Source organism: Cupriavidus sp. 8B (assembly GCF_054589115.1).
The window spans coordinates 1-23,384 of sequence record NZ_BAAILO010000118.1 but is presented as its reverse complement, the minus strand read 5'-3'; the positions used below and the strand labels follow the sequence as shown (position 1 = coordinate 23,384).

The window sequence follows — 23,384 nt, the reverse complement described above, 5'->3', positions numbered from 1 at the left end:
CCCATTTTTTATTTGTCGCCTGCACGGTTGATCGGCTGGCGTCGCCAATACGCGTTACTGGCGCAGGCGGAATCGCTCCATGCGCGACATGACCTGCATGCGGGTGCGCACGCCAAGCCGCTGCAAGATGGCCGAGACGTGTTCCTTGACGGTGTTTTCGGTCAGGCCGAGCCGCCGCGCGATGACCTTGTTGGGCAGGCCTTCCAGCACCAGCGCCAGCACCGAGCCCTGGCGCGGGGTCAGCCCCAGTTCCGCCGGGGTGACCGGGATGCCGTGCGCCGGCCCGAAGGATTGGGCACGGCCACTGAGCGCTTCGTCCGAGGGGAAGGAGGTGTCGCCTGCCAGCACCTTGCGCACGGCGGCGGTGAATGCGTTGGCGTCCAGGTGCTTGCCGACGAAGCCACAGGCGGCGAGCGCGCGCGCGCGGCCCACGATTTCGGGCGTGGCCTCGGCCGACATAAAAATAAAGCGAGCGGAAGGTACCAGTGTCTTGAGCGCCTGCATGGCGTCGAAGCCGGTACCGTCGGTCAGCCAGATATCCAGCAGCACGATGTCAGGCCTGAGTCCTTGCTGCAAGGTATTCAACGCCTCTTTGGCGCTCCCTGCGGCGTGGACGGCGACGTCGGGCATCACTTCCGCCAAGAACGCGGTGGTGCCAGACAAGGCCATAGGATGATCATCGACCACCAACAAGGTCGGTGCAGCGTTCGACATGCGATTTCCCGTCTAATTTCCCAGTTCGTCCTTGTTGTCACTTAAAGCCGTGTTAACGGACTGCGCGTGGACGATAGCAGCCACTCTAGCAGAGCGGGCGAGGCGTCACAATCCATCGGGCGTGAGTTCACGTTGCGTATAGGCCATGCGAAATGGCGCTGCGGCGGGGGTTTCGCGTGTTTTAAGTGCCTAATGCGCTCGCTTTGGTCGTGTACTGGCCCCGGCTTGGTAGAATTGCGCGATGAAAAATATCGTTATCCTGATTTCCGGGCGGGGCTCCAATATGGAAGCCATCGTCAGCGCCTGTGCCGCCGAAGGCTGGCCGGCGCGCGTAGCGGCGGTCTTGTCCAACCGGCCAGACGCCGAAGGTCTGAAATTTGCCGCCGACCACGGCGTGGCTACCGGCGTGGTGGACCACAAGCTATATGATGATCGCGCCACTTTTGACGCAGCGCTCGCCGATGCCATCGACGCTTTCGCGCCGGACCTGGTGGTCCTGGCCGGCTTCATGCGCATCCTGACGCCGGGCTTTGTCGACAAGTATGCCGGGCGCATGCTGAATATCCATCCGTCGCTGCTGCCGTGCTTTCCGGGGCTGCATACACACCGGCAAGCCATCGAGGCGGGCGTCAAGGTCCACGGCGCCAGCGTGCATTTCGTCACGCCCGAGCTCGATCACGGCCCCGTTATCGTCCAGGCCGCGCTTGACGTGCTGCCGGACGACACGCCCGAGAGCCTGGCCACGCGCCTGTTGCCGTGCGAACACGTTGTCTACCCGCGCGCTGTGCGCTGGTTTGTCGAAGACCGGCTGCGCGTGCATGCCGGCGTAGTCCGGGTCGAACCACCCGAATCCCAGCTGTTTACGGCCTTTGCTGCCGCTACGGAGGTGCAGTCATGAGCCGCAATACCGCAGGGGCGCGTCAGCCCGTTCGCAACAAGAACAAGGATCACAAGGGCACGCCCATTCGCCAGGCCCGCCCGCGCGACGCGCACGACAGCCAGGCGCCGCAGCAAGGCCGCGGGCCCCATGGCGGCCTGCACGCCGTCCATATCCAGCACATCGACCGCCTGCTGGGCAAGGTGCTGATGTTCACGCGCCCGTCCGACGTGGTGGTGAGCTACTACTTCCGCGAAAACCCCAAGCTGGGTCATCGCGAGCGCGGCATCATCGCGGAAGCCGTGTTTGCCGTGCTGCGCCGGCGCGTGGAGTTTGCGCAGTTCGCAGCCAGCGGCACGGGTGCTTCGCAGCGCCGCCTGGCCCTGCTGGGCCTGGCCGCCACGCTGGGCCGCGACGTGCTGACGCCGTTTCTCCTGCCGGAAGAGGGCGAGTGGCTCGATCGGCTGACCACGATCGAGCGTTCCAGCCTGGCGCCGCGCGTGCGCGCCAACCTGCCCGAATGGCTGTTCGACCAACTGGCCGCGCGCCACGATGAAGCCTTTGTCGAAGCGCTGGGCGATGCCTGGCTGCGCCCGGCGCCGCTGGACCTGCGTGCCAACCTGGTCAAGACCACGCAGGAGGCCGCGCTGGCCGAGCTGACCGCCGCGGGGCTGAAGGCCGAGGTGACGCCGATGGCGCCGTCCGGCATCCGCCTGGCCGGCAAGCCGGCGCTCAACCAGCTGCCGCTGTTCGTCATCGGGCTGGTCGAAGTGCAGGATGAAGGCAGCCAGATGCTGTGCAACCTGGTCGCGCCCAAGCGCGGCGAGATGGTGGTCGATTTTTGCGCGGGCGCGGGCGGCAAGACGCTCGCCCTGGGCGCGCTGATGCGCTCCACCGGCCGCCTCTATGCGTTCGACGTGTCCGAGAAGCGCTTGTCCAACCTCAAGCCCCGCCTGGCGCGCAGCGGGTTGTCCAACGTGCACCCCGTGCTGATCGACTCCGAGCATGACGCCAAGATCAAGCGCCTGGCCGGCAAGATCGACCGCGTGCTGGTGGATGCGCCTTGCAGCGGGCTGGGCACGCTGCGGCGCAATCCGGACCTGAAGTGGCGCCAGTCGCCGCAATCGGTGCTGGAGCTGACCGTCAAGCAGGCGGCCATTCTCGAATCCGCCGCGCGCCTGGTGAAGGTGGGCGGGCGCGTGGTCTACGCAACGTGCAGCGTGCTGGAGGCGGAGAACGAAGGCATCGTGCGTGGTTTCCTGGCCTCGCACCCGGCCTTCCGCCTGGTGCCCGCCGCACAGGTGCTGGCCGAGCAAAAGATCACGGTGCCCGGCTTGCCGGAAGATGCCGAGATGCTGGCGCTTTACCCGCACCTGCACCAGACCGACGGCTTCTTCGCCGCCGTGCTGGAGCGCGTCAGCTAAAGCCGGATCCACCAGGAGGCCGCGCCGGGGGAAGCATCCCCGTGGCGCCGGCCGACTGGCGAATTTCCCACGCTGGGGCCGTCCGGTCCCAGCTGCCTTTTCCGTCCCCCTTCTTTTTGCCACCCCCGATCCCGGGCAGTCACGCAATTCGCCTGCGCCGCTCGGCCTTCGCGCGCGCCGCGAGGAAGCTCTACGTCGGCAGTATGGCCGGTATGTGTTGATACGCGGGTCTTGATGGACTAAGCCTTCTGGGCGACGCCTCATACTTTGTGGCGCACGGGCAGGCCCGTGAAGGCGCGCGCCGGCTCGGGGGAACCCAGCCGCGAATGGTGCCAGCACGGGGCTGGCCGGTGCGCACCCGCTCCCAGCCAAATGATTGCCGCCATCGTAGAGCGCAGTCCGCCGCCATTTGCATCGCCCATTCGCACCAATGGAGCAAGCTCTTAAGTTCAAAACATTAAAGGCGTCGTAACTTGTCTTGTCAGGCAATGCAGGCTAAGTTGGCAAGACAACGCGCGCCAGGCAAGGACAACGGCGCGCGACCGCGCAAGGTGGATCGGCGCCGCACAATTTCCGGATGGAGTTCCAGAGCGCACCGGTCCCGCAAAGGGGGCGACGCACTCGGTCGGGAGGCGGGATGTTGCATTCTTTCTTCTTCGAGACGGCTGCACGGCAGCCCTGCGACCACGCCTTGTGGGTCGACGGACGCTTTTACGCTTATGAGGAACTACGCGCGCGCGCGGGCCGCGTGAGTGCCGCGCTGGCGGCGCATTCAGGCGACGGGAGCCGCAACTGCATCCTGTTCGCGCACCGCAGCGTCTGCGCGTACGCCGGCCTGCTCGGCGTGCTCGGCGCCGGCATGGCCTACGTGCCGTTGCACCCCAAATTCCCCCCGGCACGCAACGCCGCCATCGTCCAGCGCTCAGGCGCGCGCGTGATGCTGGTCGATCGTGCATGCGCACCGCAGCTTGATGCGTTGATCCCGTTGCTGCCGCCGGATCTGCGCATTCTCCTGATGGATCCCGAGTCGCTGCCGGCAACCGGGTGTCCGGGAGGCGGCGCGCGTTTCGCCCCCTTGCCGCCGGCGCCCTTTGTGCATGACCCGCCTGGGCCGCCCGTGACCGTTTCAGGCGATGACCTCGCCTACCTGATCTTTACCTCCGGCACCAGCGGGCCGCCCAAGGGCGTCATGATCCCGCACGCCAGCGCTGTGGCCTATGTCAGCGCGCAGATGCAACGCTTTCCATGCGAGCCTGGCGCACGCTTTAGCCAGTTCGCCGATCTCACCTTCGATTTCTCGGTGCATGACATGCACGTTTGCTGGGCGAACGGAGGCTGCCTGTATGTGCCATCGCTGCAAGACCCCCTTTACCTGGCCGGCTTTATCCGTGAACACGCAATTACCCACTGGGCCAGCGTGCCCTCCGTGCTGGCGTTGATGCAGCAGTTCCGCAAGTTGACGCCCGGCGCGTTTCCCAGCGTGCGGATGACCTTGATGGGGGGCGAGGCCTTGCCCAAGACGCTGGCGCGGGCGTGGTCGCGGGCGGCGCCGAACACGCGCATCGTCAACGGCTACGGACCCACCGAGGCGACGGTGATCATGCTCACCTTTGAGCTGACCGAGACCTTTCTTGCCGATGCGTCGCGCCCCGCGGTGCCGCTCGGCAAGCCATATGCCGGGGTCGAGCTGATGATTGTCGACGACGCGCTTGCGCCGGTGCCGCCCGGCGCGCAGGGCGAACTGCTGATCGGCGGCGCGCAGCTTGCCAAGGGCTATCTGCGCGCCAACCCGCTCGACGCGCAGCGCTTCTTTACACGCACCTATCCCGGGCGGGCGTGCAGCCGCTGGTATCGCACCGGCGATGCCGTGGCCGAATCGCCCGATGGGTTGCTTTACCACGGCCGCATCGACATGCAGGTGAAGATTCGCGGCAACCGCGTGGAATTGCAGGAGATTGAGCAGGTCGTGCAGGCTGCCAGCGGCAGCGCGCAGTGCGCCGTGCTGGCGTGGCCACTGGACGACGCCGGCAAGCCGATAGGGCTGATCGCCTTTGTGCAGGCATCGGGCGACGCATCGCTGGGCGAGCTCGGCGTGCGCATGGCGCGGATCCGGCTGGCTTGCAGGCAGAGCCTGCCGGTCTACGCGCAACCGGATCGCATCGTCTGCCTCGACGGCCTTCCCATGAACGTGAACGGCAAGATCGATCGCGGCCAGTTGCAGGCGCGTTGCGAGCGCCTGGGCGTTGCTGCGGGGGGCGCACGGCAGGCCAGGCGCAAGGCGTTTGCGCCATGACGCCGCTGCACTTCGACGGATGTTTTGGCTGGTACCACGCGGCCCAGGGACAGCGCGCGGTGCTGCTGTGCAATGCGATCGGGCACGAAGCCTTGTGGACGCATGCCGGCCTGGCGCGGCTGGCGGAGCGGCTTGCGGCCCAGGGCGTGCCTGTGCTCAGGTTCGACTATCCAGGCACCGGTGACTCCGCGGACCCTGACCATGCGGGCGCGCCGGCGCCGGGCACGTCCTGCATCGACGCCTGGCTCGCCGGGATCGGCGCCGCTGGCAAGTTGCTCAGGCGCATGTCAGGTGCCCAGGAACTCGTGCTGCTGGGCGTGCGCGGCGGCGCCTCGCTGGCGGCGCTGGCTGCCGAGCGCCGCGTGGCCGGGCTGCGCGTCGATGCGCTGGCGCTGCTTGCGCCCGTGGCGAGCGGCAGGATGCTGGTGCGGGAGATGAAGATGATCGCGCAGACCTGGCGCTCGCTTGCTGGCCGCGCGGTGGAGTCCGGGCCTGCGCCTGGCACTGGCCAGCAAGCGGGAATCGACATCCTTGGCATCCATTTCTCGGGCGCGGTGGTCGATGGCCTTGGCGGCCTCGACTTGCTCGATGCGCCACGCGCGCCCGCCCCGAGAATCCTGGTCGCAGGCAGCGAGCCCCAGGTTGACCCGCTGGCGCACCACTACGGCACGCTGGGCGCGCAGGTGCGGGTGGTGCCTTTCCCCGAGGTGATCGACTGGCTGCAGGATCCGCTGCATGGCACCCCGCCGGAGGCGACCTTCGCGGCGGTGGCAGGCTGGATTGCCGATATGGCGCCAGCGGCACCGGCTGGCGAGCCTGGCCCAGGTGGCGGGGCGATGGTGGCTGCACAGGCCTCTTGCCTGTGCTCCGGCGAATGGATGGAAACGCCTGTGCGTTTTGGCCAGGGCCTGTTCGGCATGTTGTGCGAGCCGCTCGGGGCGCGCATCGAGCGGCCGGCCGTGCTGATCAACAATTCCGGCGGCACGCATCACGTCGGTGCCGGCCGTTGCGGCGTCATGCTGGCGCGCCGGCTGGCGGCGCGCGGGGTTGCCTCGTTTCGCATCGATGTGCGAGGCATCGGGGACGCATCCGTTGGCGCGCAGGCCATCGCGGCCGTGCCGGCCGATCCGGAGGGATACCGCGATGCCATCACCGCCTGCGACTGGTTGCTTGCCCACGGCCATCGCGAGGTAGTGGCCTTCGGCGTGAGCTATGGCGCCAATGTCAGCCTGCATGCCGCGGGCGCGCACCCGGGCGTGGTGGGCGCCGTGCTGGTCAACCTGCAGCGCTTGTTGCGCCGGGAGCCGTTCACACGGCCCCGGTGGCTGATCCATGGCCGCAGCGCACCCACGGCAGAAGAGGGCACGCCCGGCATCAACGCGGCATCGGTCCTTCCCAAGCCTGCCGCGCACGAGCAGCGGGAAATCGAGGACTTGCTCCGGACGCTCGACGCACGCGGCACGGTCCTGCGCCTGCTGTTCGGGCCGGACGATCCCGGGCCTTTCGAGCTGGCGCGCTTCTTCGGGCCAACGCTGGCTGGCCTTGCCGGCTTCTCGCAGTTGCAGATCGAGACCGTCGCTGGCCTGGACCACGGCATGCTGAACCCACCCGGGCGGGCACGGGTGATCGACTATTGCGTCGACCTGTTATGTGGCCCCTTGCATCCGGGGGCGGACCTGCGAGATCGGCTGCAACGCGTTGCCGAGCCCTGGCGTCGCATGCCGGATTGCCGGGGAAGGTGCGGCTGACAGCGATCCGCGCATGGAATAGGGACCAGGTTGCCCGGCAGGCCCAGCGCCAATCCTGCGCCGCGCGGAGCAGGGCGGCTAGAATGGCTGACTTTTTGGTCGCGGGGCATGCAGTGACGTCATGCAGTGTCCCGCTTACCTTGCCAGGGGCCGCTGATCCTGACCGGATGGTCCCTGCCAGCCATGGCAAAGCATGAATCCCACTTCCCTGAACGAACTCCAAGTCGCGCATCCGGCCTTTGGCAAGATGCTCGATGACCTGATCCGCGACGCGGGTGGCCCCGGCTTCATCTGGCAGCTGGCGGTCCTTGCCGCCTGCCTGGCTGTGGCCTGGCCATTGGCGAGATTGATCGTCAAGCGCCTCGAAGGCCGCTACGCCGGATCCAGCTTCTCCCTGCGCTTCGCCGCGGCCAGCCTGGAGCGCGCCATGTTCCCGTTGTTCGGCTGGCTGCTGGTGATGGGCGCGCGCTTCGGGCTGGCGCCGATGATGTCCATCAGCGTGCTACGGCTCGCATTGGTGCCCCTTTCCGGCATTACCTTCCTCTATTTCGCCTTCTACATCTTGCGTCGCGTGATTTCAGGTAATGGTCAGCTGCACGGCATGCTGCTGCTGGTCGAAAAAGTGCTGACTACCCTGGTTTGGGCGGCGATGGCGCTTTATGTGCTGGGTTTGCTGTGGGATGTGGTGCATTGGATGGACGGCATCCGCTTTTCACTGGGCGGCAAGCAGAAGATCAGCCTGGCGGACACGCTGGTGGCCGTGGTGTGGATCCTGGTCACCGTGCTGGTGGCCATGTGGTTCGGTTCGTGGCTGGAGGAGCGGTTGATGCGCTCGAGCGGGCTGGACAGCAACCTGAAAGTGGTCCTGTCCCGGATCTCCAAGGCGCTGCTACTGCTCGTTTCCCTGTTGCTGAGCCTGTCGCTGGTCGGCATCGACCTCACCGTGCTGTCCGTGTTTGGCGGCGCGCTGGGCGTTGGCCTGGGGCTGGGCTTGCAAAAGATCGCTAGCAACTACATCTCCGGTTTCATCATCCTGCTCGACCGCTCGGTCAAGCTGGGCGACCAGATCACGGTCGATAAATACACGGGGATCGTTTCGCAGATCCGCACGCGCTACACCGTGGTGCGCAACGGCGATGGCGAAACCCTGGTGCCAAACGAGCAACTCGTGGCACAGGCGGTACAGAACCACTCGTTCTCCAACACCAATGTGCGGGTTGCAACACGTGTTCAGGCCGATTACGCGGCGGATCCGGAAATGGTGCTGGCCTTGCTGGTCGACGCCGCGCAAGGCATCCCGAGATTGCTGGCACAGCCGGGGCCGTCGGCATTTCTGGTGCTGTTCGGCGACAATGGCATCGAATATGAGCTCGCTGGTTATATCGCCGACCCGCAGAACGGTAAGCTCGGCGTGCAATCGGCGATGAACCGGGCGATATGGCGGAAGTTCAGGGAGAATGGCATCTCGATCCCGTATCCGCGGCGCGAGGTGCGCGTGCTGGGGAAAGCGGGAGTCGACGGCAGTGACGAATCCGCAAAAGCGGCTCAAGCAGCGCATATTGAGCTGCCGGGTGCCGTGACTGGCGCCGCCTCGTGAGTGTTCACGCGGCGTTTAGGCCACCTTATGGAACAATCCGTGTTGCTTAACATCAAACTGAGGGAAAAAGCGGATGTCCGCTCGATGCGGTTCCGGTAGAATCCTGGGTAGTTGCGGGTTCATTCGAAAGGCGCGTTTCGTTCGGATGACTTTGTTCGACCTCCCGCCCCCCACCAGACAGCCGCCAGATTGCAGCGGCTCGTGTCCAGTCCCGCCGGCAGGCAGCAGTTTTGCCCAAGGCGCCAGACGCGCATGCCTTGGGGGCTCCGGCGAGTGCCGGGGTTTCAGGCAGGCGCCATATGACGCAATCATTGAATTTGCAGGCCTTTTTCTGCACCTTGTTTGCGGCTCGCCTTGTCGCGCCGCACTGAATGCCCCTGTTTAATCGACGGAGAACAGTTTGTTCGACACTATTCTTGACTGGGCCGCTAATGGCCTCGCCAACTGGTCCTGGTGGGAGATCGTGATCTACACCCTCGTGGTGACGCACATCACCATCGCCGGCGTGACCATCTACCTGCACCGCTGCATGGCGCACCGGTCGCTGGATCTGCACCCTATCGTTTCGCATTTCTTCCGTGGCTGGCTGTGGCTGACCACCGGCATGGTCACCAAAGAGTGGACTGCCATTCACCGCAAGCACCACGCCAAGTGCGAGACCGAAGACGATCCCCACAGCCCGCAGACCCGCGGCATCCGCAAGGTGCTGCTGGAAGGCGCGGAGCTGTATCGCGCCGAATCCAAGAACAAGGAGACCATCACCAAGTTCGGTCATGGCACGCCTGACGACTGGGTCGAGCGCAATGTCTACTCGCGCTTTGGCTGGCAAGGCGTTGGCCTGATGCTGATCATCGACGTCGCCCTGTTCGGCGTGATCGGCCTGAGCGTGTGGGCCGTGCAGATGCTGTGGATCCCGATCCACGCCGCCGGCATCATCAATGGCCTGGGCCACTGGTGGGGCTATCGCAATTACGATTGCGAGGACGCTTCGACCAATGTCTCGCCGTGGGGCATCATCATCGGCGGCGAAGAACTGCACAACAACCATCACACCTACCCGACGTCGGCCAAGTTCTCGATCAAGTGGTACGAGTTCGACATCGGCTGGGGCTACATCCGCGCCATGCAGGCTGTTGGCTTGGCCAAGGTCAAGAAGACCCCGCCGAAGGCTCGCCTGGTGGATGCCCGCCCGGTTGACCACAACACGCTGGAAGCCATCATTGCCAATCGCTATGACGTGATGGCGCGCTATGCCAAGGCGGTCAAGAGCGCCTACAAGCAGGAACTGGAAAAGCTCAAGGAGGCCCGTGTGGCCGAGTACAGCAGCTTCAAGCCCGCTCGCAAGTGGTTCCACCGCGAAGAAGCCAAGCTGGCCGATCCGCAGCGCCAGCAACTGGCCAGCATCGTGGAGCAGAACAAGTCGCTGCATACCTTCGTGGAAATGCGCCGCGAGCTGGCCGCGATCTGGGGCCGCTCCAACCTGACGCGCGAACAGCTGCTGGCGCAGCTGCAGGCCTGGTGCCACCGCGCCGAGGCCAGCGGCATCCAGGCACTGCACGATTTCTCGCTGCGCCTGCGCCGTTATGCCTGATGCGGGCTGATGCCTGAGCTGGCGTGGCCTGATACAATTTAGCTCGCCCAAAAGCCCCGCCACTGGCGGGGCTTTTGTTTTCGCTAAACTCCCCCAATATCAGGGCCAGCGGCGATAGCGGGATACCAAGCGGGATCCGAGGCGCGCTGTCCAAGAGGAGTATCGGAGATGACCCCCCAAACGATCAAAGCCGTCGAGTTCGAGAAGCCGAACCTCTCGACGGAGTCCCCCGAAGGCGGCAGCTGTGTCGCCCACGCCTGGGCCAAAGTGCCTCCCGTGCTGTCGGCACAGGAGCGCACGGCGCTCAAAGCGCGCATCAAGACCCTGCTGAGGCAACGTAATGCGGTGCTTGTAGCACACTATTACGTCGATTCCGACCTGCAGGACCTGGCCGAGGAAACCGGCGGCTGCGTGTCGGACTCGCTGGAGATGGCGCGCTTTGGCCGTGATCATCCGGCCAAGACGCTGGTGGTGGCTGGGGTTCGCTTCATGGGTGAGACCGCCAAGATCCTCAGCCCGGAAAAGACCGTGCTGATGCCCGACCTCGACGCAACCTGCTCGCTAGACCTGGGCTGCCCGTCCGACGAATTCGCCGCGTTCTGCGATGCGCATCCCGATCGCACGGTGGTGGTCTATGCCAACACCAGCGCCGCCGTGAAGGCGCGCGCCGACTGGATGGTGACCTCCAGCATCGGCCTGAAGATCGTCGAGCACCTGCACGCGCGTGGCGAGAAGATCCTGTGGGCGCCGGACAAGCACCTGGGCGGCTATATCCAGAAGCAGACCGGCGCCGACATGCTCTTGTGGCAGGGTTCCTGCCTGGTGCATGACGAGTTCAAGGGCATCGAGCTGGACCTGCTGCGCCGCGAGTTTCCCAACGCCAAGATCCTGGTGCATCCGGAGTCGCCGGCCAATGTGGTCGAGCAGGCCGACGTGGTGGGCTCGACTTCTCAGCTGATCGCCGCGGTAAAGGAACTGGACGCCCGCGAGTTCATTGTCGCGACCGACAACGGCATCCTGCACAAGATGCGCCTGGCCGCGCCCGACAAGCGTTTCATCGAAGCCCCCACCGCCGGCAACAGCGCCACCTGCAAGAGTTGCGCGCACTGCCCCTGGATGGCGATGAACGCACTGACCAACCTGGCCGAAGTGCTGGAGAACGGTCATAACGAAATCCATGTCGACGCGGATATCGGCCGCCAGGCCGTGACCTGCATCGACCGCATGCTCGACTTCGCCGCGCAGCAGAAGGCCAATGTGCGGCCCAAGGCCGACCTGGCCAGCGAGCAGGCCTTGTTCAAGGGAATCGGCCCGGCATGAGCAGCAATCCAAACGTGAATTCCGTGAATTCGAGCGTGAACGCTATTTTCGACAGCTATGGCCCGGCGCTCGCCGAGGCGCTCCAGGCCAATGTCAGTGCAGCTATTGCCGAAGATGTCGGCAGCGGCGACCTGACCGGCATGCTGGTGCCCGCCGGCAAGCCGGCGCGGGCGCGCGTGATCGTGCGCGAGCAAGCCGTGCTGTGCGGCCAGCCGTGGTTCGAGGCGTGCATGCGCGCGGTCGATCCTGCGCTTCAGGTCGTCTGGCAGCAGGCCGAAGGCGCTCGCTTGGCGCCGGACTCGGTGGTCTGCGAGATCACTGGCCCGGCCCGCTCGCTGTTGACCGCGGAGCGGCCGTCGCTGAATTTCCTGCAATTGTTGTCCGGCGTAGCAACCGCCACGCGCCGCTATGCCGACCTGGTCGAAGGCACCCGGGCGCGCGTGCTGGATACCCGCAAGACATTGCCGGGCCTGCGCCTGGCGCAGAAGTACGCGGTCAGGGTCGGTGGTGGCGACAACCAGCGCCTGGCGTTGTACGATGGCATCCTGATCAAGGAAAACCATATCGCGGCGGCCGGCAGCATCACCGCTGCCATGCAGGCAGCGGCCGCGCTGGATGCGGGTGTGTCGGTCCAGGTCGAGGTGGAAAGCCTGGCCGAACTGGAAGAGGCATTGGCGGCTGGCGCGAAGTCGATCCTGATCGACAACTTTACCGAGGCGATGATGCGCGATGCCGTGCGTATCAATGCAGGGCGTGCCTTGCTGGAAGTCTCGGGCGGCGTCAATGCAGACACCATCCGTGCTTTCGCCGAAACCGGGGTGGACCGGATCTCGGTAGGGGCGCTGACCAAGGATGTGCGCGCGACGGATTATTCGTTGCGGATCATCGAGTAAGCAGGATCGGCCCGGAGCATAAAAAAAGCGCGCCAAGGCGCGCTTTTTTATGGCGAGAGGCCAGCGAGGCTTACTTGGCCCGTTCCCGCTTGAACTCCGGCTGCATGACCGTTGGCAGCGCCTTCGGCAACGTCTCCGGATAGTCGCGGCTGAAGTGCAAGCCGCGGCTCTCATGGCGCGAATACGCGCTATCCACGATCAACGAGGCGACTTCCACCAGGTTACGCAGTTCCAGCAGGTCGCGGGTGACCCGGAAGTTGGCGTAGTACTCCGCGATCTCCTCGCGCAGCAGGGTGATGCGGTGCTGGGCGCGCTCGAGCCGCTTGCTGGTGCGCACGATGCCCACATAGTTCCACATCATGCGGCGCAACTCGTCCCAGTTGTGCGAGACCACGACTTCCTCGTCGGCATCCGCCACGCGGCTTTCATCCCACTGGGGCAGCGCGATGTCCGGTTGCCCGGCCTTGTCCTGCCCGGCAATGTCGAGGGCCGCCGCGCGCCCGATCACCATGCATTCGAGCAGCGAATTGGAGGCCAGCCGGTTGGCGCCATGCAGGCCGGTGCAACCGGTCTCGCCCACCGCATAGAGGTTGGACAGATCGGTGCGGCCCGCGGTGTCGGTCACCACGCCGCCGCAGGTATAGTGCGCCGCCGGCACCACCGGGATGGGTTCGCGGGCGATGTCGATGCCGAGTTCCAGGCAGCGTGCATGGATGGTCGGGAAATGCTCGCGCAGGAAGGACTCGGGCTGGTGGCTGATGTCCAGGTGCACGTAATCCAGGCCACGCTTCTTCATTTCGAAGTCGATCGCGCGTGCCACCACGTCGCGCGGAGCCAGTTCGGCGCGCTCGTCGTGTTCCGGCATGAAGCGGGTGCCATCTGGCAGCTTGAGCAGGCCGCCTTCGCCACGTACGGCTTCCGAGATCAGGAAGGACTTGGCGTAGGGGTGATACAGGCAGGTCGGGTGGAACTGGATGAATTCCATGTTCGACACCCGGCAGCCCGCGCGCCAGGCCATGGCGATGCCGTCGCCGGTGGCCGTGTCGGGGTTGGTGGTGTAGAGATAGACCTTGCCCGCGCCACCTGTCGCCAGCACGGTGTGGGTGGCGGTAATGGTTTGCACTTCGCCGCAGGCGTCGTCCAGCACGTAGAGGCCGTAGCAGCGGTTGCCCGGCAGGCCAAGCTTGCGCGAAGTGATCAGGTCCACCGCGAAGTGGTCCTCGATGATCGTGATATTGGGATGCTGGCGCGCCTGCTCGCTCAACGTGGACACGACGGCATGGCCGGTGGCGTCCGCCGCGTGGATGATGCGCCGGCGGCTATGCCCGCCTTCGCGCGTCAGGTGGTAGCCGAGTTCCGCCTGGTCGTCGCGGGTGAATGGCACGCCGCGGTCGATCAGCCACTGGATGGCTTCGCGCCCATGCTCGACGATGTAGCGCGTGGCGCTGTCATCGCAAAGGCCGGCGCCCGCCACCAAGGTGTCCTGCGTGTGCTCATCGTGGCTGTCGCCCGAGTCCAGGACGGCGGCAATGCCGCCCTGGGCCCAGTCGCTGGCGCCTTGCGTCATGGCACGTTTGCAAATGATGACAACCCGATGGGTGTCGGCCAGTTGCAGCGCGACCGTTAGACCGGCCAGTCCGCTGCCGACAATGGCGACATCGAAGTTCATGGTGCGAGAGACGCGCGCGGCACGCGGTCGGGAGGCAGGAAAGCTGGAAAGTGTACACCGCCAGCGGGCTCGCGTGGGCAGGCAAGCAGTGTGGGGCGGGGCGTGGAGAGGCGTCGGCTGCGCAATGCGGCGTTTGCGGCCCGAAAAAGCAAAAACCCCGCCTGGGCGGGGTTTCTACCGACATGCCGCGCGATCGGCATGAGGAAGACAGGATCAATTACTTGATCTTGGTTTCCTTGTACGACACGTGCTTGCGGGCGACGGGATCGAACTTCATGATCTCCATCTTTTCCGGCATCGTGCGCTTGTTCTTGGTGGTCGTGTAGAAGTGACCCGTACCTGCAGTCGACTCCAACTTGATTTTATCGCGTCCGCCTTTGCTGGCCATGATGTGCTCCTAATTAGACTTCGCCACGTGCGCGCAGATCCACGAGCACGGTGTCGATGCCTTTCTTGTCGATCAGGCGCAGGCCGGCGTTCGAGACGCGCAGGCTCACCCAGCGGTTTTCCGATTCAACAAAGAAACGACGATTCTGCAGGTTGGGCAGAAAACGACGCTTGGTCTTGTTGTTTGCGTGGGAAACGTTGTTGCCGACCATCGGCGCTTTCCCGGTCACTTGACAGACGCGTGCCATGAAGCACTCCTAACTCTTCTACGTGGACAATGTTCGCAACAGATCAACAAAAGGCGCGCTGGCCCGGACTGCAGCGGTTGAGACTTCAGCAAACGAACATTATAGAACGGAAAGCACTGATGAATCAATGCCTTCTCTCGTTTACCGTTCAGGGGTGTGCATCCGTGCGGTGCGCATCACAACGCGCATCGCATCTTGCATCACAGCTGGCCGTGTTCGGCGAAGGAGTGGATGTTACTACCTGCGACGATGAAATGGTCAAGAACTTGCACGTCGATCAGGGCCAGGGAGCGGGTCAACGCGCGGGTCATGGCGAGATCCGCGGCGCTGGGCGTGGTGTTGCCGGACGGGTGGTTGTGCGCAACGATGACCGCCGCGGCGTTATGTGCAAGCGCCTTTCGGGCTACTTCTCGGGGATAGACGCTGGTCTGGGTCAGCGTGCCGCGAAACAGCTCCTCGCTGGCCAGCAGGCGGTTGCGGGCGTCCAGGAACAGGCACAGGAACACTTCGTGGGCCAGCCCCGCGAGTGACAGGCGCAGATAGTCGCGCACCGCCGTGGGGGAATCCAGTGCCCCGGGCAGTTGCAGCTGTTCGCCCAGCGCTCGCCGCGTCAGCTCACGGGCCGCCTGCAACTGCGCGTACTTGGCGCCGCCAACGCCCTTGACGCGGGCCAGTTGCCCCGCGTCGGCCGCAAACAGGCCGCTGAGCGTGCCGAAATCATTCAGCAGCTCCCGGGCGATGTCAACGGCACTTTTACCCGCCACGCCCACGCGCAGGAATACGGCGAGCAGTTCGGCATCTGAGAGCGTAGCGGCCCCGCCGCTGAGCAGTTTCTCGCGTGGCCGCTCATTGCTGGGCCAATCGGTAATGCGCATGGCACGATCCCCTCGGAACAATGGCACCGCGGACAAGGCGGCGCTCGGTCGAGTCGCTTACAATACGGGTTGTTGACTGGTTGAGCACCTATGACTTTGCAAACTTTTGCTTCCGGCCCGAAGAACGGGGACGGCACCGTGGATGGCCGCAAGACCGTGCAGGCGGACTCCTTCCTGACCCTTCACTACAGCATCTCCATGGAGAACGGCACTGAGATCGTCAGTACCTTCGCGGAGAAGCCCGCCACGCTGCTGCTCGGACAAGGCCAGTTCGCGCCTACACTGGAGCAGGCGCTGCTGGGCATGCCGGAGGGCGAGCGCATGACTTACCGGCTGGCGCCGGAGCATGCCTTCGGCCCGCGCAACCCCGAGTTGCTGCAACGGGTTTCGCTGGCGACGCTGCGCGAGAACTCTTCGTTTGAAGAGGACTACGCCCCGGGCGACCTGGTTGAGTTCAATGCGCCCGGCGGCGGTAAGTACGCCGGTGTGCTCAAGGAGATCGGCACGACGTCGGCGCTGTTCGATTTCAACCACCCGCTGGCCGGACAGACCATCCTGTTCGATGTCCAACTGATCGGCATTCTCTAAGCAGACCACCGGCCGGCCTCGTGCCGGCACCCATGAGTCGAATCCTTGCATGTCTGAACCCACCACAGCCCCCGATGCCGAGATCCTGATGGCGCAGCCGCGCGGCTTTTGCGCCGGCGTGGATCGCGCCATCGAGATCGTCGAGCGCGCCCTTGCACGCTACGGCGCGCCGATCTACGTGCGCCACGAAATCGTCCACAACGCCTATGTGGTGGAAGACCTGCGCCGCAAGGGCGCGGTCTTCGTGCAGGAGCTCGAGGAAGTGCCACCCGGGTCGACTGTGATCTTCAGTGCGCATGGCGTCTCCAAGGAAGTGCGCGCCGATGCCGCCGTGCGCGGCCTGAACGTGTTCGATGCCACCTGCCCGCTGGTGACCAAGGTGCATGTGGAAGTCGGCAAGATGCGCACCGAGGGCTGCGAGATCATCATGATCGGGCACAAGGGCCATCCAGAAGTCGAGGGCACCATGGGGCAGGCTGAAGGCGGCATGCTGCTGGTCGAGTCCTCCGCGGATGTCGCCAAGCTGCACGTGGCCGATCCCGAGCGCCTGGCATTCGTGACCCAGACCACGCTCTCGGTGGACGAAACGCTGGAGATCGTCGCCGCGCTCAAGGCGCGCTTCCCGCTGATCCGCGAGCCCAAGAAGCAAGACATCTGCTATGCCACCCAGAACCGCCAGGATGCCGTGAAGTTCATGGCACCCCAGGTGGAGGTGGTGATCGTGGTGGGCAGCCCCAACAGCTCCAACTCCAACCGCCTGCGCGAGCTCGCGCAGCGCCTGGGCGTGCCGGCCTACATGATCGATTCGCCCGATCAGCTCCAGCCGGAATGGATCGCGGGCAAGCGCCGCATCGGCCTGACCGCCGGCGCCTCCGCCCCCGAGGCGCTGGCACAGGCCATCGTCGCGCGCCTGCACCTGCTGGGTGCGCGCAACGTGCGCGCGCTGGAAGGGATCGAGGAGAAGATGTCGTTTCCCTTGCCGCGCGGCCTGCAACAGGTCACGCCCGCCTGATCAGCGTGATCCACACCTGATTGTCTGGCAAGACGGCCCGCTCTCGCGGGCCGTTGCTTTTTGCGCTGCCGCTCGCGCTCGGCAGGCACCCCTCCGTCGCACCGGTTGCACGTCGTTGCGCACCATTCTCTCGCCAGGGTTGCACCAAGATATAGCACCCTATATTGCCTGCTATCCCTTGGATAATGCACAAGCCCGGTGCGAACGGCCTTATACCTGTCTGTCTAAAAAGACAAATAAGGGAAATCCCTGTAATTGGGGATTTCCCTATTATGGTGCCGGGGCACTCGTTCCTCGTATTTGAATGAGCCGGTTGATATTAAATGAAACACCTATTTAATACGCGGCCCGCCGGAGTGACTTGCAAGCAGCAAAGCCACCCTGTGGCACGCGGTAGGCACGAATCTTGTTAGTACCAACGGCTAGCCTCCATGTAGGCGGGAATTGCCCCAATGCGCGCATTGGGGAAATTCCCTAGCTCATTTGGTGGGTTAATCCTTCAGGTTGTTGCGTCGCATATTGCATCCGTTTAAAAAGGGAATACAATTCGCGCGTTTCAAATTGAAACTAAACTATGGCGGTTCAGGGGAAACGTCCGGGGGGCGTTGGTTTACCCTGATCATGTGAATCCTAGGAGATCACTCATGCAAATCACGTTTGCCAAGATTCTGCCGATCGCAGCCGCAGTGGCGCTGGTTACTGCTTGCGGCAAGAAAGAAGAAAAGCCCGCTGATGCGGCAGCATCGGCACCTGCCGCGGCGACCGCGCCGGCAGCAGGCAGTGGCGATGTCGTAGTCAAGATCGGCCATGCTGCACCGCTGACCGGCGGTATCGCTCACCTTGGCAAGGACAACGAAAACGGCGCCCGCCTGGCCGTGGAGGAAGTCAACAAGACCGGCCTGGAGATCAACGGCAAGAAGATCAAGCTGGAGCTGGTCGGCGAAGACGACGCGGGCGACCCGAAGACGGGCACCGCCGTGGCGCAGAAGCTGGTGGACGCCAAGGTCGTGGCAGTGGTTGGCCACCTGAACTCGGGCGTATCGATTCCGGCCTCCAAGATCTATAGCGATGCCGGCATCGTGCAGATCTCGCCGTCGTCGACCAACCCCGACTACACCAAGCAAGGCTTCAAGACCACGTTCCGCGTGGTGGCCACCGACGCCCAGCAGGGCCCGGCACTGGCCAACTACGCCACCAAGAGCCTGCACGCCAAGACCGTGGCCATCGTCGACGATGCCACCGCCTACGGCAAGGGCCTGGCCGACGAGTTCGAGAAGACCGCCAAGGCGTCCGGCGTGAACGTGGTGGCACGTGAAGCCACCAACGACAAGGCCACCGACTTCAAGGCCATTCTGACCAAGATCAAGGGCAAGAAACCGGACGTGATCATGTACGGCGGCATGGACGCCACCGGCGGCCCGTTCGCCAAGCAGGCCAAGGAACTCGGCATCAGCTCCAAGATCGTTGGCGGCGATGGCGTCTGTACCGACAAGGTGGCTGAGCTGGCCGGCGATGCCGTGTCCAACATCATCTGCTCGGAAGCCGGTCTGGCACTGTCCAAGATGGAGCAGGGCGCGGATTTCGACAAGCGCTACCAGGCTCGCTTCAGTGCGCCGGTGCAGATCTACGCACCGTTCACCTATGACGCCGTCATGGTCGTCGTTGACGCCATGAAGCGCGCCAACTCGACCGAGCCGGCGGCCATCCTGGCCGAAATGCCCAAGACCAACTACAAGGGCCTGATCGGCAACATCGCCTTCGATGAAAAGGGCGACATGAAGGAAGGCACCATCACGTTGTACGAGTACAAGGACAAGAAGAAGACCGTCCTTGACGTCGTGAAGATGTAATCCGGGGCTTACCGGCCCATCCGAACGGCACCGCGAGTATGTTGCGGTGCCGTTTTTTTAGCCTTGCCATACATGCAGCATCCTTACCATGGGTGGAGTAGGCAGGCCGCTTACCAGCAGAAGACGACACTACCAAACCACCCAACATATCAACGTCCCCCCGGCATCCACACCATGCCGAGGGAATTTGGACGGAAGCAAGGAGTTTTCATGGATATCCTTATCCAGCAGATCGTGAACGGTCTGGTGCTCGGCAGCATCTATGCGCTGATCGCACTCGGCTACACCATGGTCTACGGCATTCTCGGGATCATCAACTTCGCCCACGGCGACGTGCTGATGATCGGCGCCCTGACCGCCCTGTCAGCCATACTTGGCTTGCAGAAATTCTTCCCCGGCTTGCCGGAGTGGCTCACGCTGGTGATCGCCACGCTGATCGCCATGCCGGTCTGCGCCGTGCTGGCCTACACCATCGAGCGGGTGGCCTACCGGCCGTTGCGCAACGCGCCGCGGCTGGCCCCGCTGATCACCGCCATCGGCGTGTCCATCATCCTCCAGACGATGGGCATGCTGATCTGGTCGCGCAACCCGCTGACCTTCCCGCAGCTGCTGCCCTCGTCGCCGATCGATATCGGCTCGACCGGCGCCACCATCACGGGCAAGGAAATCGTCATCATCGGCATGGCGCTGATGGTGATGGCGGGCCTGCTGACCCTGGTCAACCGCACCAAGCTCGGCCGCGCGATGCGCGCCACCGCCGAGAACCAGAAGGTAGCGGGGCTGATGGGCGTGAACCCGAACTTCGTCATCTCGGCCACCTTCATGATCGGCGCCGCGCTGGCAGCGCTGGCCGGCGTGATGATGGCCACCAACTACGGCAACGCCCACTTCTACATGGGCTTCATCCCGGGCCTGAAGGCGTTCACCGCCGCGGTGCTGGGCGGCATCGGCAACCTGGCGGGCGCCATGGTCGGCGGCATGCTGCTGGGCTTGATCGAAGCCCTGGGCGCCGGCTACATCGGCGATCTCACGGGTGGCATATTTGGCTCCAACTACCAGGACGTGTTCGCCTTTATCGTGCTGATCACCGTCCTTGTCTTCCGTCCGTCCGGCATCATGGGCGAGCGGGTTTCCGAACGCGCCTAAGGAGAGAGAATCCATGAACACCCCGATTCCATCCTCGGCGGCGCAGGCTGCGCCGCTGACCAAGACGCCAGCCAAGACCATGGCCGCGTTGCTTGGCTTCCTGGTCATCGCCCTGTGCGCGCCGTTCCTGGTGCAGACGCTGGGCGGCAACTACTGGGTGCGCGTGCTCGACTTCGCGCTGATCTACATCATGCTGGCGCTTGGCCTGAACATCGTGGTGGGCTTTGCCGGCCTGCTCGACCTGGGCTACATCGCCTTCTATGCCGTCGGCGCGTACATGATGGCCTTGCTGGGCTCGCCCCACCTGGCCAACCAGTTCGAGTGGATCCACCAGCTTTTCCCCCATGGCCTGCACGTGTCCATGTGGTTCGTGCTGCCGCTGGCGATTCTCGTGGCCGCCACGTTCGGCGTGTTGCTGGGTGCGCCTACGCTCAAGCTGCGTGGCGATTACCTCGCCATCGTGACCCTGGGCTTCGGCGAGATCATCCGGATCTTCCTGAACAACCTCGACCGCCCGCTCAACATCACCAACGGTCCCAAGGGGATCACCGCGGTGGACCCGGTCCACATCTTCGGCTTCAATTTCTCCAAGACGCACGAGATCTTCGGGCTGAAGTTCACGCCGGTGTTCATGTACTACTACCTGCTGGTGGTGCTGGTGATCGCGATCGTGTTCATCTGCCTGCGGCTGCAGAACTCACGCATCGGCCGCGCCTTCGTGGCCATCCGCGAGGACGAGATCGCCGCCAAGGCCATGGGCATCAACACCCGCAACATCAAGCTGCTGGCCTTCGCCATGGGCGCGTCGTTCGGTGGTGCGTCGGGTGCCGTGTTTGGCGCCTTCCAGGGCTTTGTCTCGCCCGAGTCGTTCGTGCTGTGGGAGTCCATCTACATTCTCGCCATCGTGGTGCTGGGCGGCATGGGCCATATCCCTGGCGTGATACTCGGCGGTGTCCTGCTGGTGGGTTTCCAGGAACTGCTGCGTGCCGTGGCGGAGCCGGCGCAGAACATGATCTTCGGCCATACCATCGTTGACGCCGAAGTGCTGCGCCAGCTGCTGTTCGGGCTGGCCCTGGTTGGCGTGATGCTGTATCGCCCGGCAGGCCTGTGGCCGTCGCCGCGCAAGGAAGACCGGCCGGTGATCCGCCGCCCGGGCAGCGTTGGCCGTTTCTGACCAGGAGGACATCATGAGCAACGAGAATCTCCTCCTGTCGGTACAGGGGGTCAACAAGCGATTCGGCGGCCTGCAGGCATTGTCCGATGTGGGCCTGCAGATCCAGCCGGGCGAAATCTACGGCCTGATTGGTCCCAACGGGGCCGGCAAGACCACCTTCTTCAACGTCATCACCGGCCTGTACACGCCGGACTCCGGCGAGTTCGTGCTGGGTGGGAAGGCCTACCAGCCGACCGCCGTGCACGAAGTCGCCAAGGCCGGCATCGCCCGCACCTTCCAGAACATCCGCCTGTTTGGCGAAATGACCGCGCTGGAGAACGTGATGGTGGGCCGGCACGTGCGTACCAAGGCTGGCCTGTTAGGTGCGGTGTTCCGCCCGCCTTCGGTCCGGCGTGAAGAACACTCGGTGGAAGACTGGGCGCACGACCTGCTCGAGTACGTGGGCATCGGCAAGTACGCCCACTTCACCTCGCGCAACCTGTCGTACGGCCACCAGCGCCGCCTGGAAATCGCGCGGGCGCTCGCCACCGAGCCCAAGCTGCTGGCGCTGGACGAACCCGCCGCCGGCATGAACGCCACCGAGAAAGTGGAGCTGCGCGGCCTGCTCGACAAGATCCGCAGCGATGGCAAGACCATCCTGCTGATCGAGCACGACGTGAAGCTGGTGATGGGCCTGTGCAACCGCATGACCGTGCTTGACTACGGCAAGGTCATCGCGCAAGGCCTGCCGCATGAAGTCCAGAGCAATCCAGCGGTGATCGAGGCTTACCTCGGTACCCCGGCGCACTGACGGGGGAAAGACACAATGAAAGACACACTACTGAAGATATCCGGCCTGAAGGTCGCGTACGGCGGCATCCAGGCGGTCAAGGGCATTGACCTCGAAATCAAGGAAGGTGAACTGGTCACGCTGATCGGCGCCAATGGCGCCGGCAAGACCACCACCATGAAGGCCATCACCGGCCTGCAGGGCTGGGCTGGCGGTGACGTGGAGTACATGGGCAAGTCCATCAAGGGCGTGCCCAGCTACACGCTGCTCAAGCAGGGCCTGGCGATGGTGCCGGAAGGGCGCGGCGTGTTCGCGCGCATGACCATCACCGAGAACCTGCAGATGGGCGCCTACACGCGGATCGACGAGGCCGGCATCAAGGCCGACATCGATCGCATGTTCGGCATCTTCCCGCGCCTGAAGGAGCGTGCCAACCAGCTGGCCGGCACCATGTCGGGCGGCGAGCAGCAGATGCTGGCCATGGCGCGCGCGCTGATGAGCCAGCCCAAGCTGCTGCTGCTGGACGAACCCTCGATGGGCCTGTCGCCGATCATGGTGGCGAAGATCTTCGAGGTGGTGCGCGACGTCTCCGCGCTGGGCGTGACGGTGCTGCTGGTGGAGCAGAACGCGCGGCTGGCACTGCAGGCCGCGCACCGCGGCTATGTGATGGAGTCGGGCCTGGTCACCATGAGCGGCGACGCCAAGCAGATGCTGGACGATCCGAAGGTGAGGGCGGCGTACCTGGGCGAGTGAGATTGCCTGGATAAGGCCTTCGATGCGTTGGCCGAAGCCGCCGTATGGGCCAAAACCACTCGCTATGACGACGGCTGTCTCTCCCTCTCCCCTCAGGGGGAGAGGGCCGGGGAGAGGGGAGTCATATCAGCTAGGAGCCACTTGACGCGGAGCTCGTGGTTTTTGCGATCCGATGGCTTATCGAGCGCCCGCCCTCTCCCCCGGCCCCTCTCCCACACGTGGGAGAGGGGAGCAACCCGGCGGGAATAGAGAACCATTCGGTGTAGCCGTGAAGGTTTGAATCTCCCGTTATGCGGCGAGGGGTCTTTCGCCGCATCAAAGAAAAAAGCCCGGCGCATTCTTGCACCAGGCTTTTTTTTAGGATCGTCGGCGGAATCTGTGGGTGAATTAGTGTGCGCGGCTAGCCAAGTGACACTCGATTCAGATACTGATAGAGCTTGCGACATGTTGCATCAA

The 23,384-nt window shown here is 64.4% G+C and carries 20 protein-coding genes; 15 read left to right on the top strand and 5 right to left on the bottom strand.

The window, feature by feature from the left end; all coding sequences use genetic code 11:
• Positions 1–54: 54 nt before the first annotated feature.
• Complete coding sequence (locus tag ACYP5B_RS12765; protein ID WP_267604301.1) at positions 55–714, bottom strand: response regulator; 660 nt, start codon at positions 712–714, stop codon at positions 55–57.
• A gap of 241 nt (positions 715–955) precedes the next feature.
• Between ACYP5B_RS12765 and purN the strand changes: the two genes are divergently transcribed.
• The 8 genes from purN (at position 956) to nadC (ending at position 12,457) form a co-directional block, all read left to right on the top strand.
• Positions 956–1,612: a phosphoribosylglycinamide formyltransferase gene (gene purN / locus ACYP5B_RS12760; RefSeq protein WP_459569862.1), complete on the top strand. Its 657-nt coding sequence runs from the start codon at positions 956–958 to the stop codon at positions 1,610–1,612.
• The gene (locus ACYP5B_RS12755) at positions 1,609–3,015 is read left to right on the top strand and encodes an RsmB/NOP family class I SAM-dependent RNA methyltransferase (protein WP_459569861.1); all 1,407 of its coding nucleotides are present in this window, start codon (positions 1,609–1,611) and stop codon (positions 3,013–3,015) included. The genes purN and ACYP5B_RS12755 overlap by 4 nt, the downstream gene beginning before the upstream one ends.
• Positions 3,016–3,652: 637 nt before the next feature.
• A complete protein-coding gene (locus ACYP5B_RS12750) occupies positions 3,653–5,308 on the top strand; it encodes an amino acid adenylation domain-containing protein (protein ID WP_459569860.1) in 1,656 nt (551 codons plus the stop codon).
• Positions 5,305–7,056 (top strand): serine aminopeptidase domain-containing protein, encoded by a 1,752-nt coding sequence (locus tag ACYP5B_RS12745; protein ID WP_459569859.1) that lies wholly within the window; start codon positions 5,305–5,307, stop codon positions 7,054–7,056. The genes ACYP5B_RS12750 and ACYP5B_RS12745 overlap by 4 nt, the downstream gene beginning before the upstream one ends.
• A gap of 193 nt (positions 7,057–7,249) precedes the next feature.
• Positions 7,250–8,653, top strand: a complete 1,404-nt coding sequence (locus ACYP5B_RS12740; protein WP_459569858.1) for a mechanosensitive ion channel family protein — start codon at positions 7,250–7,252, stop codon at positions 8,651–8,653.
• Positions 8,654–9,053: 400 nt separating this feature from the next.
• A complete protein-coding gene (locus ACYP5B_RS12735; protein ID WP_043349288.1) occupies positions 9,054–10,244 on the top strand; it encodes a DesA family fatty acid desaturase in 1,191 nt (396 codons plus the stop codon).
• A gap of 168 nt (positions 10,245–10,412) precedes the next feature.
• Positions 10,413–11,564 (top strand): quinolinate synthase NadA, encoded by a 1,152-nt coding sequence (gene nadA, locus ACYP5B_RS12730; RefSeq protein ID WP_400092772.1) that lies wholly within the window; start codon positions 10,413–10,415, stop codon positions 11,562–11,564.
• Positions 11,561–12,457 (top strand): carboxylating nicotinate-nucleotide diphosphorylase, encoded by an 897-nt coding sequence (gene nadC, locus ACYP5B_RS12725; protein WP_400092774.1) that lies wholly within the window; start codon positions 11,561–11,563, stop codon positions 12,455–12,457. The genes nadA and nadC overlap by 4 nt, the downstream gene beginning before the upstream one ends.
• Before the next feature lie 70 nt (positions 12,458–12,527).
• On the opposite strand, the gene nadB is transcribed toward nadC, so the two are convergent.
• From nadB to radC, 4 genes are all read right to left on the bottom strand, one after another.
• Positions 12,528–14,126, bottom strand: coding sequence for an L-aspartate oxidase (nadB, locus tag ACYP5B_RS12720; RefSeq protein WP_459569857.1), 1,599 nt, complete (start codon positions 14,124–14,126; stop codon positions 12,528–12,530).
• A gap of 217 nt (positions 14,127–14,343) precedes the next feature.
• Positions 14,344–14,514 carry a 50S ribosomal protein L33 gene (rpmG, locus tag ACYP5B_RS12715; protein ID WP_006157508.1) on the bottom strand — a complete coding sequence of 57 codons (171 nt, stop codon included), beginning with the start codon at positions 14,512–14,514 and terminating at the stop codon, positions 14,344–14,346.
• 13 nt (positions 14,515–14,527) lie between these two features.
• A complete protein-coding gene (gene rpmB / locus ACYP5B_RS12710) occupies positions 14,528–14,761 on the bottom strand; it encodes a 50S ribosomal protein L28 (RefSeq protein WP_006157507.1) in 234 nt (77 codons plus the stop codon).
• A gap of 200 nt (positions 14,762–14,961) precedes the next feature.
• The gene (radC, locus tag ACYP5B_RS12705) at positions 14,962–15,636 is read right to left on the bottom strand and encodes a RadC family protein (protein WP_459569856.1); all 675 of its coding nucleotides are present in this window, start codon (positions 15,634–15,636) and stop codon (positions 14,962–14,964) included.
• Between the two features lie 90 nt (positions 15,637–15,726).
• On the opposite strand from radC, the gene ACYP5B_RS12700 reads away from it, so the two are divergent.
• The 7 genes from ACYP5B_RS12700 to ACYP5B_RS12670 all read left to right on the top strand — a co-directional run bounded on the left by ACYP5B_RS12700 (position 15,727) and on the right by ACYP5B_RS12670 (position 22,928).
• The gene (locus ACYP5B_RS12700) at positions 15,727–16,224 is read left to right on the top strand and encodes an FKBP-type peptidyl-prolyl cis-trans isomerase (protein WP_459569855.1); all 498 of its coding nucleotides are present in this window, start codon (positions 15,727–15,729) and stop codon (positions 16,222–16,224) included.
• Between the two features lie 49 nt (positions 16,225–16,273).
• Positions 16,274–17,236 carry a 4-hydroxy-3-methylbut-2-enyl diphosphate reductase gene (ispH, locus tag ACYP5B_RS12695; protein ID WP_400092778.1) on the top strand — a complete coding sequence of 321 codons (963 nt, stop codon included), beginning with the start codon at positions 16,274–16,276 and terminating at the stop codon, positions 17,234–17,236.
• 644 nt (positions 17,237–17,880) lie between these two features.
• Complete coding sequence (locus tag ACYP5B_RS12690; protein WP_459569854.1) at positions 17,881–19,086, top strand: branched-chain amino acid ABC transporter substrate-binding protein; 1,206 nt, start codon at positions 17,881–17,883, stop codon at positions 19,084–19,086.
• A gap of 210 nt (positions 19,087–19,296) precedes the next feature.
• A complete protein-coding gene (locus ACYP5B_RS12685) occupies positions 19,297–20,232 on the top strand; it encodes a branched-chain amino acid ABC transporter permease (RefSeq protein ID WP_267604291.1) in 936 nt (311 codons plus the stop codon).
• A gap of 13 nt (positions 20,233–20,245) precedes the next feature.
• Positions 20,246–21,406 carry an ABC transporter permease subunit gene (locus tag ACYP5B_RS12680; protein WP_400092782.1) on the top strand — a complete coding sequence of 387 codons (1,161 nt, stop codon included), beginning with the start codon at positions 20,246–20,248 and terminating at the stop codon, positions 21,404–21,406.
• Between the two features lie 13 nt (positions 21,407–21,419).
• Entirely contained in the window at positions 21,420–22,196 is a 777-nt protein-coding gene (locus tag ACYP5B_RS12675; protein WP_400092784.1) for an ABC transporter ATP-binding protein, read from the top strand.
• A gap of 15 nt (positions 22,197–22,211) precedes the next feature.
• Complete coding sequence (locus tag ACYP5B_RS12670) at positions 22,212–22,928, top strand: ABC transporter ATP-binding protein (RefSeq protein WP_459569853.1); 717 nt, start codon at positions 22,212–22,214, stop codon at positions 22,926–22,928.
• Positions 22,929–23,384 lie beyond the last annotated feature (456 nt).

Excerpts from the sequence above, each read along its gene's own strand:
- ACYP5B_RS12765 (WP_267604301.1), bottom strand. The coding sequence starts at position 714 with ATGTCGAACGCTGCACCGACCTTGTTGGTGGTCGATGATCATCCTATG.
- purN (WP_459569862.1), top strand. The coding sequence starts at position 956 with ATGAAAAATATCGTTATCCTGATTTCCGGGCGGGGCTCCAATATGGAA.
- ACYP5B_RS12755 (WP_459569861.1), top strand. The coding sequence starts at position 1,609 with ATGAGCCGCAATACCGCAGGGGCGCGTCAGCCCGTTCGCAACAAGAAC.
- ACYP5B_RS12750 (WP_459569860.1), top strand. The coding sequence starts at position 3,653 with ATGTTGCATTCTTTCTTCTTCGAGACGGCTGCACGGCAGCCCTGCGAC.
- ACYP5B_RS12745 (WP_459569859.1), top strand. The coding sequence starts at position 5,305 with ATGACGCCGCTGCACTTCGACGGATGTTTTGGCTGGTACCACGCGGCC.
- ACYP5B_RS12740 (WP_459569858.1), top strand. The coding sequence starts at position 7,250 with ATGAATCCCACTTCCCTGAACGAACTCCAAGTCGCGCATCCGGCCTTT.
- nadA (WP_400092772.1), top strand. The coding sequence starts at position 10,413 with ATGACCCCCCAAACGATCAAAGCCGTCGAGTTCGAGAAGCCGAACCTC.
- nadC (WP_400092774.1), top strand. The coding sequence starts at position 11,561 with ATGAGCAGCAATCCAAACGTGAATTCCGTGAATTCGAGCGTGAACGCT.
- nadB (WP_459569857.1), bottom strand. The coding sequence starts at position 14,126 with ATGAACTTCGATGTCGCCATTGTCGGCAGCGGACTGGCCGGTCTAACG.
- rpmG (WP_006157508.1), bottom strand. The coding sequence starts at position 14,514 with ATGGCCAGCAAAGGCGGACGCGATAAAATCAAGTTGGAGTCGACTGCA.
- rpmB (WP_006157507.1), bottom strand. The coding sequence starts at position 14,761 with ATGGCACGCGTCTGTCAAGTGACCGGGAAAGCGCCGATGGTCGGCAAC.
- radC (WP_459569856.1), bottom strand. The coding sequence starts at position 15,636 with ATGCGCATTACCGATTGGCCCAGCAATGAGCGGCCACGCGAGAAACTG.
- ACYP5B_RS12700 (WP_459569855.1), top strand. The coding sequence starts at position 15,727 with ATGACTTTGCAAACTTTTGCTTCCGGCCCGAAGAACGGGGACGGCACC.
- ispH (WP_400092778.1), top strand. The coding sequence starts at position 16,274 with ATGTCTGAACCCACCACAGCCCCCGATGCCGAGATCCTGATGGCGCAG.
- ACYP5B_RS12690 (WP_459569854.1), top strand. The coding sequence starts at position 17,881 with ATGCAAATCACGTTTGCCAAGATTCTGCCGATCGCAGCCGCAGTGGCG.
- ACYP5B_RS12685 (WP_267604291.1), top strand. The coding sequence starts at position 19,297 with ATGGATATCCTTATCCAGCAGATCGTGAACGGTCTGGTGCTCGGCAGC.
- ACYP5B_RS12680 (WP_400092782.1), top strand. The coding sequence starts at position 20,246 with ATGAACACCCCGATTCCATCCTCGGCGGCGCAGGCTGCGCCGCTGACC.
- ACYP5B_RS12675 (WP_400092784.1), top strand. The coding sequence starts at position 21,420 with ATGAGCAACGAGAATCTCCTCCTGTCGGTACAGGGGGTCAACAAGCGA.
- ACYP5B_RS12670 (WP_459569853.1), top strand. The coding sequence starts at position 22,212 with ATGAAAGACACACTACTGAAGATATCCGGCCTGAAGGTCGCGTACGGC.